The following is a 10,827-nucleotide window of genomic DNA, read 5'->3' as shown; positions in this document are numbered from 1 at the left end:
CTGCTCCTTCGGGTTACCGTTTCGGAGATTCACATGCGCATCCACTCCCGCATCATCGGTGGCGCCCTCATCGCCACGTTGCTGGCCCAACTCACCGCCTGCGGCACCCTTTTCTACCCGGACCGCCGCGGCCAGATCGAAGGCAAGATCGACCCGGTGGTCGCCGCCCTGGACGCCATCGGTATCCTCTTCTATGTCATCCCGGGGCTGATCGCCTTTGGCGTCGACTTCGCCACCGGGGCCATCTACTACCCGGGCGGCACCACCGCACATGTCGACCCGGCCAAGCTCAAGCCCGCCATCAAGGCCGATGGCCAGGTCGACAACGCCAAGCTGCAGGCCATCCTTGAAAGCGAACTGGGCCAGCGCCTGCCGCTTAACGACCCACGGCTGATCCAGCACCGTGGCAGCGTCGAGCAACTGGCCGCCTACGGCCTGGCCCCGGCCGCCTGATCGACGGGAACACCTGCCCGGCATGACTTCCAGCGCCGAACACCAACGCCTGCTGCGCCTGGCCACCCGCGCCTCCCTGGCCGTGGCCAGCCTGTTGGTACTGAGCAAGGCCGTGGCCTGGTGGCTGAGCGGTTCGGTCAGCTTACTGGCCGGCCTGACCGACTCGGCGCTCGATGCGGTCGCTTCCTTCCTCAACCTGCTCGCGGTGCATTACGCCTTGCGCCCGGCCGATGACGACCACCGCTTCGGCCACGGTAAAGCCGAAGCACTGGCCGGTATGGCCCAGGCGCTGTTCATCGGCGTCAGCGCGGTGTTGATCGGCGTGCAGGCGGTCGAGCGGCTGAAAACGCCACAGCCCTTGGGCGACACCGCCGCCGGTATCGCCGTGATGGTGTTGTCGCTGGTGCTGACCCTGGCCCTGCTGGCCTTCCAGCGCAAGGTGATCCACGCCACCGGCTCCACGGCGGTGCGCGCCGACTCGCTGCACTATCGCTCTGACCTGCTGCTCAACGGCAGCATCCTGCTGGCCCTGGTGCTGGCCCGCTTCGGCTGGCCGCAGCTCGATGCCTTGTTCGGCCTGGGCATCGCCGCCTATATCTTGTGGAGTGCGGTGCAGATCGCGCGCGAAAGCACGGCGATCCTGATGGACAAGGAACTGCCGGCCGACATCGGCGAGCGCATGCTCGAGCTGGTGTGCGCCATCCCTGGGGTAAGGGGTGCACACGACTTGCGTACACGGGTCTCGGGTAACCGCTGGTTCGTCCAGTTGCACCTGGAGCTGCCAGGCGAGCTGGCTCTGCATGACGCCCACGCGCTGTGCGTGAAGGCCTCCGAGGCGATCCGCCAGCGTTATCCACAGGCGGACGTGATGGTGCACGCCGACCCGGTGTAGCAGGCGTTTCAGTTCACACTGTAGCCCCGATCGCTCAGGCATGCCCCCAGGGCCCGGTGATAGGCATCCGCCACATGCACCGGCGGGGCGGCAGATGCCGATGCCGGGTCGAACCCCGATTGCTGCACGGCCCAGCGATGGCACTGGTAACGGTCTTGGTCCTGTTGCGCGGGTGTCTGCCCGGACAATGGGTGGGCGACCACATCGTAGCCGGTGCCCAATGCCGGCCCCGGTGGCGGTAGGACGTTGGGTGGGTTGACCACTACGTAGCCCTGGTCGCCGCCCAGGTATTGGTAATAGCTGTCGGCCACCAGGAAGAACAGCGAGTCCCCGACCCAGACCTCCCGTGCATAGCTGGGCAGGTAACCCACCCGCACGCCGTAGGGTGGCGTCACCACGATATAGCCGCCACCGTTGGGCCTGTACCAATACCCGCCGGAATAGAAATAGTCCTGCCCCTGGTAGGGCACCTTCCAGTAGCGGTCTGCGAATCGGTCGACCCTGTGCCCCGGCCGGTACTGCGGCCCCGGCCCCCAGCCATCACCATGGCCATCGGGGCGCCCGGCCCAATCGCCGCCCGGGCGCTGCCCGGGCCCGCCCGCGTCCCAATGGCCACCACGCCGAGGAATATCCTGGTAGTAACCCTGGCGAGGCGGCTGGGTCTGGCGCACTTCGTCTCGCGAATTCAGTGGCGAGGTGCCCATGGCGCCGCCATTGGGGTCCTGCGGGCCGGACTCCTGGGCCAACGTGCCCAGGCTGATACCCAACCCCAGCAGACCAATACCGGCCAATTGCCGAATGCGCGACGTCATGATGCCCTCTCGAAAACCGCTGGATCTGCCAGCAGTCTACCGCGCCCGCAGGCAGTCGGATGAAAATCCAGGCATGAAAAAAGGGAGACCATCGGCCTCCCTTTGGGAATTGTCGTCCGTGCTCGGCGCTTGTGACACCGGCTCACCTCACGCCGTCTTCTGGACGGTGTGTAGCCCGGGGGCCTGGCGGATCCTGTTGGATGGCTGGCCGCGACGGCCTTCCTGAGGCCGGCGCCGTGGACTGTTGTCCGGGCAGTGATTCTGTTGATAAAGATACGGATTCGGCGCAGCAGAGGATTGCGAAGATTGCTCTGATAAATAGCACTTGCGCAATTTTTAACCCCGGATCGATAATTCGCAGCAATCCAGACAGAAAAGGCCCTATCCATGAGCAAGCTTGACCGCTACGACCTGAGCATCCTCGCCGAATTGCAGCGCGACGCCCGCATTTCCAACCAGGAACTGGCCGAACGCATCGGCCTGTCCCCTTCCCCTTGCTCGCGGCGGGTCAAGCAGTTGGAAGACGACGGCTACATCTCGCGCCAGGTGGCCTTGCTGGACCGCAAGAAGCTCGGCCTGAGCCTGACCGCCTATGTGCTGATCGGCATGGACCGCCATACCCCCGAACGCTTCGAGACCTTCGAGGCGGCCATCCGCAGCCTGCCCCAAGTACTCGAATGCAGCCTGGTCACCGGGATGGACGCTGACTACCAGCTCAAGGTCGTGGTGCCGGACATGGACCACTACCAGAAACTGCTGCTCGGCAGCCTGACCCGCATCGAGGGCGTCACCAGCGTGCGCTCGAGCTTCGTGCTCAACCAGGTGCTGGCCAGTACCGAGCTGCCGCTGACCCACCTTCGCTGATCACTCGGCGTATACTCGAACGCTCAGCCTGCCTGGAGAATATTGATGGATCCCGCCGTATTCGAAGAATGGATGATGATCATCCTCGTCACCGTGTTGATCGGTTTCATGGGCTTCATCGTCTGGGACCTGGCGAAGAAATCCAAGGCAGGCCGCTTCGGCACGCTGATCCTGTTCTTCGTGCTGGGCCTGGGCGTGCTCGCGTTCATCATCAAGAGCGTGGTGGTGGGGTTTCTCGAAGGGGTGTAGCGCCTCAGGCCCTATCGCCGGCAAGCCGGCTCTCATAGAACAACGCATAACTCATTGATTTGACAAGGCCTGTAGGAGCGGGCTTGTCCCGCGATCAAGGGCGAAGCCCTTGCCATACAGCCGCGGCGGCTGGGCCGGCCCAATCGCGGGACAAGTCGGACCGCCGCACCGCCACTCCTACAGAAGAAGGCGGCGCTAGCCACTTGTTCTCTGCGCGACAGCGCAGCCCAAAGGGCTGGGTGATCTCCCACAGGGATTTCGCAAGTCTGAAAGCGGCGCAATCTCGGTGGGAGCTGGCGACAGCCTGCGATGGGCTGCAAAGCAGCCCCAAGCCTTCAAACGGTGGAGCCCTCCAGACTCAAGGGGCCGCTTTGCGACCCATCGCAGGCTCCGCCAGCTCCCACGAAGTAAGCGGAGCCTGGGCTGTATTTGCATGGCTGAGAAGTATTAAACCAACCGACTTCAATTTGAGCTTGTCCAGCACCATAGAATCTCCCACACTGAAAATGGCACAGGGCAGGTAGGAGCGGGTTTGCCGGCGATGGGGCCCTACCCCTCAAAGCCTGGGTGGCACTTCCCGCCAGCACCCCTGCTCCAGCCCATCCAGCGCCCAGTCGCCAATGCGCACCCGCACCAGGCGCAAGGTCGGCAACCCCACTGCCGCCGTCATGCGCCGTACCTGGCGATTGCGCCCCTCGCGTATCACCAGCTCCAGCCAATGGGTCGGCACGCTCTTGCGAAACCGCACCGGCGGGTTGCGTGGCCACAGGGCGGGCTCTTCGAGCAAACGCGCCTCAGCCGGCAGTGTCGGCCCGTCATTGAGCTCGACTCCGTCGCGCAAGCGCTGCAACTGCGCCTCGCTCGGCTCACCCTCCACCTGTACCCAATAGGTCTTGGGCAGTTTGTGCTTGGGGTCGGCGATACGTGCCTGCAAGCGGCCATCGTTGGTCAGCAGCAACAGCCCTTCGCTGTCGCGGTCCAGACGGCCGGCCGGGTAGATGCCAGGGATATCGATGTAGTCCTTGAGCGTCGCACGCCCCTCGCCATCGCTGAACTGGGTCAGCACGTCGAATGGCTTGTTGAACAGGATCAGGCGGGGCTCGGCCGGCGGCGCCTTGGGCTGGCGACGCGGGCCGGCTGGCCGCGCCGAAGGGCGGCGCGGCTTGGAACGGGGAGGCAGGGACATGGATCCTCAGCGGAACGGCGGCTCATCGAAGCTGCGTAGTTTACGCGAGTGCAACGAGTTGAGCTCGGTGCGCAGCAGGTCGAGGGCGGCGATGCCGATCTTCAGGTGCTGGCTGACCGCGCGGTTGTAGAACGCATTGGCCGAGCCCGGCAGCTTGATCTCGCTGTGCAGCGGTTTGTCCGATACGCACAGCAAGGTGCCGTACGGTACCCGCAGGCGATAGCCCTGGGCGGCGATGGTGCCGCTTTCCATGTCCACCGCCACGGCACGCGACAGGTTGATCAGCGGACGCTCCTGGGCCCAGCGCAGCTCCCAGTTTCGGTCGTCGTAGGTCAGCACGGTGCCGGTGCGCAGGCGCTTCTTGAGCTGCTCGCCACGCTCGCCGGTCACCTGCGCCGCCGCCTCCTGCAGGGCCAGCTGCACTTCGGCCAGGGCCGGGATCGGGATGTTCGGTGGTACTACCCGGTCGAGGATGCCATCGCGGCGCATGTAGGCATGGGCCAGTACGTAGTCGCCGATGGTCTGCGACTGGCGCAGGCCACCGCAGTGGCCGATCATCAGCCAGCAGTGCGGGCGCAGTACGGCCAGGTGATCGGTGATGTTCTTGGCGTTGGACGGGCCGACACCGATGTTCACCAAGGTGATGCCGTCGCCGTCATCGGCGATCAGGTGGTAGGCCGGCATCTGGTAGCGGTGCCAGACCACGCCGGCCACCAGGGCCTGGGCGACGCCTTCGTCCATGCCTTTTTCGATGATCACATTGCCGGGCAGGACCATGCGCACGAACCGTGGATCCTGCTGCAGCTGCTCCAGGCCGTGGGCGATGAACTGGTCGACATAGCGGTGGTAGTTGGTCAGCAGGATCCATGGCTGTACGTGATGCCAGTCGCTACCGGTGTAGTGCACCAGGCGCCGCAGCGAGAAATCCACCCGGGCGGCATCGAACAGGGCCAGGGGCAGCGTTTCGGCGTTGCCCCAGTCGTACAGGCCATCGGCGATGTTGTCGGTGGCCGCCGACAGGTCGGTACTGGGGAACACGCGGGCCAGTTCTGCGGCGGTGATACCGCTGCCGGCCAGTTCATCGCCCTGGTCGACCACATAGGGGTACGGGATGTTCTGCTCGCTGACGCCGACCTCCAATGTCACGGTGTAGTCATGCATCAGGGGCCGCAACTGTTCGAGCAGGTAACCGCGAAATGCCGCTGGCTGGGTGATGGTGACGCTGTAGGTGCCGGCCACCTGCACCTTGGCGTACGCCCGGGTGGTCGCGGCGACTTCGCCATGGCTGTAGTAGGTCAGGCGCAGGGCCGGATAGCGGAACAGCGCGCGCTGGTCGTCATCCGGCTCGGTGCGGTCCTTGAGGTAGCGCTTGAGGGCCTGGCTGAGGGCGCCGGTGGCCTGCTCATGCAAGGCCGCCAGACGATCGACGGCCTGTTCGGGGGTATCAACGACTACAAACGCTTGGCTCACGCTGGGCTTCCTGTCTTTTGGCATGCATGGCGTTTATCTTGCCTGCCTTCCATGGCAATTACATCCCCGGCTGTCTATTACGGCCCTATCGCATTCAGCCTTGCCAGGCGGGCGTCGCCCGCGCCACCAGTGCCGCGACGTCAATGCCCCGGGGCAAGGCGCCATATACACGCCCTCCCGCCCCCAGGCGGCTGTCGATGAAGGCATCGCTGACCGTCGCATTGCCAGCCTCCAGCAACAGCTTGGCCTGCAGCGCCACGGCGATGTCCTCGGTCAACTGCCGGGCGCGGTATTGGATATCGCTGGTGTCGCTGAACGCACCCTTGAGGTTGCCGATATGCGCCGCCAGGCGCGGGTCGCCGTGGCCATCGCCGAGCTCGGCGAACAGCGCATCGATCACGCCTGGCTCCTTGGACAACGCACGCAGCACATCCAGGCATTGCACGTTGCCCGATCCCTCCCAGGTGGAGTTCACCGGCGCCTCGCGGTACAGCCGCGGCAGGATGCTGTCCTCCACATAACCCGCACCGCCCATGCACTCGGCGGCCTCGTTGATCATGGCCGGCGCACGCTTGCAGATCCAGTACTTGCCCACGGCGGTGACCAGGCGGGCGAAATGCGCCTGCTGCGGGTCGTCCAGTTGGTCCAGGGCCTGACCCATGCGCAGGCTCAGGGCCAACGCCGCCTCGCTTTCCAGGGCCAGGTCGGCCAGCACGTTCTGCATCAAGGGCTGTTCGTTCAGCACCCGGCCGCCGACCTTGCGATGGGCACAGTGATGCGCCGCCTGGGTCAGGGCCTGGCGCATCAGGGCACTGGAGCCGACCATGCAATCGAAACGGGTCATGGCCACCATCTCGATGATGGTCGGCACGCCCCGCCCCTCCTCGCCGATCATCCAGGCCAGGGCGCCACGGAACTCCACCTCGCTGGACGCGTTCGAGCAGTTGCCAAGTTTGTTCTTCAAGCGCTGGATATAGAACTGGTTGCGGCTGTCGTCCGGGCGGTGGCGCGGCAACAGGAAACAACTCAACCCCTTGTCGGTCTGGGCCAGGGTGAGAAACGCGTCGCACATCGGCGCCGAACAGAACCACTTGTGACCGACCAGCTCGTAGGCCTGGCCAGGCCCGGGGGTACCGACCGGGTAAGCCCGGGTGGTATTCGCGCGCACATCGGTGCCCCCCTGCTTCTCGGTCATGGCCATTCCGAGGGTCACGCCAGCCTTGTGCCGGTCACCGATGTTGCGCGGGTCGTATTCACGTGCGAGCACCTTGGGCAACCAGTACTCAGCCAACTCCGGTTGCAGACGCAGGGCAGGCACCGCGGCGAAGGTCATGGTCAACGGGCAGCCGGTGCCGGCCTCCGCCTGGCTGTGCAGGTAGGTCATCGACGCCCGTGCCACGTGGGCGCCCGGGCGGGGCTCGGCCCAGGGCAAGGAGGGTAGGCCATGCTCGACTGCCGTACGCATCAGCTCGTGATACGCCGGGTGGAATTCCACCAGATCGATGCGATGGCCATAACGGTCATGGCTGCTGAATTCGGGCTTGTGGGCGTTGGCCAGGAACCCCGCCGCCATCAGGGGGCCACCGGCCAGGGCACCATAGGCGTCGATCCGCGACTCGGCCCAGCCGGCTCCGAAGTACCGGGACCATTCCTGCAGCGGCAGGTCGAGGCGGTACAGGTTGGCGCCATCGAGCGACGGCGGCTGGTTGGTGACTTCGTGGGTTTCAGCGAACTGGTGCAGGTTCATCGGGGGCTCCCTGGATCCGCTCATGCCTGAAAGCCCCAGTGAAGCACTCCTTCCCCGTGAGTCAAAGTGGCAAAAACGCCTGACTCGACGCCCGGAGGGACACCCTAACCCCCTGCCGCCTGGTTGGGAGGCCGTTGCGCCTGGGCCACCGCCAGGTTCAGCGTCAGTTCGAAGCGGCTGCCCAAGCCCCGGCTCGACTCATGCACCAGGCGAGCGCCGATCAGCTCGCCCAGTTGTCGACAGATCGACAAACCGATGCCCAGGCCGCCATAACGACGGGTCATGGAACCATCGACCTGGAAGAAGCGCTGGTAGAGGATGGCTTGGTCCAGGTCATCGAAGCCGATGCCGCTGTCAATGACCGTGAAGCTCACCGCCAGGCTGTCCGGTGCCAGCCAACGGCCTCGCACCTGGATCATCACGCCCCCCTGGTGGGTGAACTTCAGGCCGTTGTCCACCAGGCTGGAAAGGCAACGCTGCAGCTTGGCCGCATCCCCTACCAGGTCGTCGGGCAGGTCGGCCGGGATGTCCAGGCTCAGGTACAGCCCCTTGCCCAGGGCTCGCCCGGCAAAACCGGCACGCAACTCGTGAAGCTGCCTGCGCAGGCTGAACGGCGCCGCGTGGGCGCGCAGGCGGCCGGCCTGCAACTCGGTGAGCACGAGGATATCGTCGACCATGGCCATCATGTCCTGCGCGGACCCAGTGGCCGTGCGGTGGTACTGGGCATGCTCGGCGCCCATGGGCAGGGTGTGCATCAGTTCCAACGAGCCGATCACACCGTTCATCGGGGTGCGCAGCTCATGGGTCACGGTGGCGAGGAATTCATCCTTCAGCTGATTGCTGCGGGCCAGCTGCTGGTTCAGCTGCTCCAGGGCACGCCCCGTTTCGCGCAAGGCCTGGGCCTGCTGTTCACGCAGGCTGTTGATGCGATCGGCCAGGGCCAGCGACAGCAGCGCCACCTCCAACGCCGAACCCAGTTGGCTAGCATACATGGTCAGGAACATGTTCGGCAGGTAGCCCAGCACCATCAGGGTATTGACCAGCCCGCCCACAAGAAAGGCCGTCCAGGCGATGATGAACCAACGTGCGACCCGCACCCCTCGCCACCAGGCGTACAGCCCTGCGGCAAAGATGCTCACGGTGAACAGCAGCGCCAGCAACGTGGCCATGCGCAGGGCAATGCCGTAAGGGGTGGTCACCGCCAGCGCCATGACCAATGCACCACCTGCCATCAGCGCCAGCAGCAGCCAGTCCAGGCCACGGCTGAGCCGCCCAAGCTGCAGGAAATGCCGCGCGAACTGGCAACCGAACAACCCTGCGGCCCCGATGAACAAGGGGGTGGCAGCATTGGCCCACCAAGGGCTGTCCGGCCAGAAATAGGCTACACCCGCGCCATTGACCGACACCTGGTACAGCCCGAACGAGGCGATATAGCAGATGTAGTACAGGTAGCTGACGTCACGCACGCCCAGGTAGATGAACAGGTTGTACACCAGCATCACCAGCAGCACGCCGTAGATCATGCCCAGCACATAAAGGCGCGTAGGCTGGTCTTCCAGGTAGGCCTCGAGTGACCACAACGCGACCGGTGCCTGCACCGAGCCCTGGCTCTGCAGACGCAGGTAGGCCGTGATCGCCTGGCCTGGTCGCAGCGGGAGTTCGAACAGGTAGTTGTTCTGTCGGATCTGCCGGCTGGCATAGGGCCAGGCATCGCCGGTTCGCCGCACCAGACGATAGCCGCCCTGGTCATCGGGCAGGTAGAGGTCCAGGTGGTCCAGCGGAGGGTACGCCAATTCCAGCAGCCATTGGCGGGGCGTGGCGGACTCAGGGCTGGTGTTGCGCAGGTCGATCTTCAGCCAGAACACCGAGGTGGAATAACCGGCATTGAGCACCGCCTCATGATGCTGGCGGAAACGGTGGGCGAAGGCCGGCGAGCTGACCTGGACGATGCTGGCGCTGCCATCACGGTCCTCGAAAACCTGCATGGCCTTGCCCAAGGGAAGATGGCGGGTGGAATTGTCGAAATCGACCGCTCCGGCGAACAGGGGCACGCAGCCCAGCAGCATTATCAGCAAATAGCGCATACAGCCCCAGCATGGCGTGTCCGGTCGCGTCGTGGTGGCCTCCCTTCCCTTTGAGACGACGGTTTCCGGCAGCGCCCGTTTATCGAGTTATCCGAGCACTCTAGCATAGCCTTCCGCGCACTCCACTAGCCACCTCACGACATGGAGAAACAGCTCTATCTCAATACTTTCAGACAATAGCCACGAGATTTTCTGACCACTTGATCAACAAAAGCCCCGCGCAGGGCGCTTCGCCCCAACAGGTTTGGTGGTAAGCTCGCCGACCATGAATACCTACAGCTCCCGCCCCGTTGTCCTCTGTCTCTCCGGCCACGACCCCAGTGGCGGTGCCGGCCTGCAGGCAGATATCGAAGCCCTGATCGCCCAAGGCTGTCACGCCGCACCTGCCGTGACCGCCCTGACCGTGCAGGATACCGTCAACGTTTCCGACTTCCGTGTGCTCGACCGCGAGTGGGTCCTGGCCCAGGCCAATGCCGTGCTGGCCGACTCCACGGTGGCAGCGGTCAAGCTCGGCATGCTCGGCTCGATCGAAATGGTCGATACCGTCGCCGAACTGCTCGCCGCCCACCCACACCTGCCGCTGGTCTGCGACCCGGTCCTGCGGGCCGGTGGCGGTGGCCGCCTGGGCAAGGACGAAGTCGGCTACGCGCTGCGTGAGCGCCTGCTGCCGCTGGCCCTGATCGCCACGCCGAACCTGCCCGAAGCCCGCATCCTCGCCGAGCTGCCCGAAGGCACCGCGGACGAATGCGCCGAGAAACTTTTGCCGTTCTGCAAGCATCTGCTGATTACCGGCGGCCACGGCGACGAAGCACAGATTCACAACCGCCTCTATAGCCGCGACGGCCAGCAGCACACCTGGACCTGCGAGCGTCTGCCGGGCAGCTACCATGGCTCGGGTTGTACGCTGGCCAGCGCCCTGGCCGGTCGCCTGGCCCTAGGCGAACACCTGGAAAGCGCCGTGCGCAGTGCACTGGACTACACCTGGCGCACCCTGCGCGATGCCGAGCAGTTGGGCAAGGGGCAGTTCGTCCCACGCCGGCTGCCCTTGGATTTCTGCTCCTGATCCACGA

The 10,827-nt window shown here is 65.0% G+C and carries 10 protein-coding genes; 5 read left to right on the top strand and 5 right to left on the bottom strand.

What is annotated here, in order from left to right; translation table 11 throughout:
* Nucleotides 1–33: 33 nt before the first annotated feature.
* A complete protein-coding gene (locus K8374_RS02745) occupies nt 34–453 on the top strand; it encodes a polyribonucleotide nucleotidyltransferase (RefSeq protein WP_224457835.1) in 420 nt (139 codons plus the stop codon).
* 22 nt (nt 454–475) lie between these two features.
* On the top strand, nt 476–1,345 hold the full coding sequence (locus K8374_RS02740; RefSeq protein WP_224457834.1) for a cation diffusion facilitator family transporter: 870 nt from the start codon (nt 476–478) through the stop codon (nt 1,343–1,345).
* Between the two features lie 8 nt (nt 1,346–1,353).
* On the opposite strand, the gene K8374_RS02735 is transcribed toward K8374_RS02740, so the two are convergent.
* The gene (locus K8374_RS02735; RefSeq protein WP_224457833.1) at nt 1,354–2,157 is read right to left on the bottom strand and encodes a DUF6515 family protein; all 804 of its coding nucleotides are present in this window, start codon (nt 2,155–2,157) and stop codon (nt 1,354–1,356) included.
* A gap of 387 nt (nt 2,158–2,544) precedes the next feature.
* Here K8374_RS02735 and K8374_RS02730 point away from each other — a divergent pair, with 387 nt between their 5' ends.
* Together K8374_RS02730 and K8374_RS02725 are read left to right on the top strand one after the other, a co-directional pair.
* Nucleotides 2,545–3,021: an Lrp/AsnC family transcriptional regulator gene (locus tag K8374_RS02730; RefSeq protein ID WP_011535815.1), complete on the top strand. Its 477-nt coding sequence runs from the start codon at nt 2,545–2,547 to the stop codon at nt 3,019–3,021.
* Nucleotides 3,022–3,066: 45 nt separating this feature from the next.
* The gene (locus K8374_RS02725; protein WP_013974331.1) at nt 3,067–3,270 is read left to right on the top strand and encodes a DUF2788 domain-containing protein; all 204 of its coding nucleotides are present in this window, start codon (nt 3,067–3,069) and stop codon (nt 3,268–3,270) included.
* Nucleotides 3,271–3,826: 556 nt separating this feature from the next.
* Here the strand turns inward: K8374_RS02725 and K8374_RS02720 are convergent.
* From K8374_RS02720 to K8374_RS02705, 4 genes are all read right to left on the bottom strand, one after another.
* Entirely contained in the window at nt 3,827–4,456 is a 630-nt protein-coding gene (locus tag K8374_RS02720) for a pseudouridine synthase (protein WP_224457832.1), read from the bottom strand.
* Nucleotides 4,457–4,462: 6 nt separating this feature from the next.
* Nucleotides 4,463–5,950 carry an AMP nucleosidase gene (gene amn, locus K8374_RS02715; RefSeq protein WP_224457831.1) on the bottom strand — a complete coding sequence of 496 codons (1,488 nt, stop codon included), beginning with the start codon at nt 5,948–5,950 and terminating at the stop codon, nt 4,463–4,465.
* A 70-nt stretch (nt 5,951–6,020) separates the two neighbouring features.
* Nucleotides 6,021–7,673, bottom strand: coding sequence for an acyl-CoA dehydrogenase family protein (locus K8374_RS02710; RefSeq protein WP_224457830.1), 1,653 nt, complete (start codon nt 7,671–7,673; stop codon nt 6,021–6,023).
* A gap of 104 nt (nt 7,674–7,777) precedes the next feature.
* Nucleotides 7,778–9,757 carry a hybrid sensor histidine kinase/response regulator gene (locus K8374_RS02705; RefSeq protein WP_224457829.1) on the bottom strand — a complete coding sequence of 660 codons (1,980 nt, stop codon included), beginning with the start codon at nt 9,755–9,757 and terminating at the stop codon, nt 7,778–7,780.
* Between the two features lie 265 nt (nt 9,758–10,022).
* On the opposite strand from K8374_RS02705, the gene K8374_RS02700 reads away from it, so the two are divergent.
* Nucleotides 10,023–10,820, top strand: a complete 798-nt coding sequence (locus K8374_RS02700) for a hydroxymethylpyrimidine/phosphomethylpyrimidine kinase (protein ID WP_224457828.1) — start codon at nt 10,023–10,025, stop codon at nt 10,818–10,820.
* Nucleotides 10,821–10,827 lie beyond the last annotated feature (7 nt).

It is taken from the genome of Pseudomonas sp. p1(2021b) (assembly GCF_020151015.1).
Classification (GTDB): domain Bacteria; phylum Pseudomonadota; class Gammaproteobacteria; order Pseudomonadales; family Pseudomonadaceae; genus Aquipseudomonas; species Aquipseudomonas putida_K.
This window is presented reverse-complemented; position numbering and strand designations above follow the sequence as displayed.

Excerpts from the sequence above, each read along its gene's own strand:
- K8374_RS02745 (WP_224457835.1), top strand. The coding sequence starts at position 34 with ATGCGCATCCACTCCCGCATCATCGGTGGCGCCCTCATCGCCACGTTG.
- K8374_RS02740 (WP_224457834.1), top strand. The coding sequence starts at position 476 with ATGACTTCCAGCGCCGAACACCAACGCCTGCTGCGCCTGGCCACCCGC.
- K8374_RS02735 (WP_224457833.1), bottom strand. The coding sequence starts at position 2,157 with ATGACGTCGCGCATTCGGCAATTGGCCGGTATTGGTCTGCTGGGGTTG.
- K8374_RS02730 (WP_011535815.1), top strand. The coding sequence starts at position 2,545 with ATGAGCAAGCTTGACCGCTACGACCTGAGCATCCTCGCCGAATTGCAG.
- K8374_RS02725 (WP_013974331.1), top strand. The coding sequence starts at position 3,067 with ATGGATCCCGCCGTATTCGAAGAATGGATGATGATCATCCTCGTCACC.
- K8374_RS02720 (WP_224457832.1), bottom strand. The coding sequence starts at position 4,456 with ATGTCCCTGCCTCCCCGTTCCAAGCCGCGCCGCCCTTCGGCGCGGCCA.
- amn (WP_224457831.1), bottom strand. The coding sequence starts at position 5,950 with ATGCCAAAAGACAGGAAGCCCAGCGTGAGCCAAGCGTTTGTAGTCGTT.
- K8374_RS02710 (WP_224457830.1), bottom strand. The coding sequence starts at position 7,673 with ATGAACCTGCACCAGTTCGCTGAAACCCACGAAGTCACCAACCAGCCG.
- K8374_RS02705 (WP_224457829.1), bottom strand. The coding sequence starts at position 9,757 with ATGCGCTATTTGCTGATAATGCTGCTGGGCTGCGTGCCCCTGTTCGCC.
- K8374_RS02700 (WP_224457828.1), top strand. The coding sequence starts at position 10,023 with ATGAATACCTACAGCTCCCGCCCCGTTGTCCTCTGTCTCTCCGGCCAC.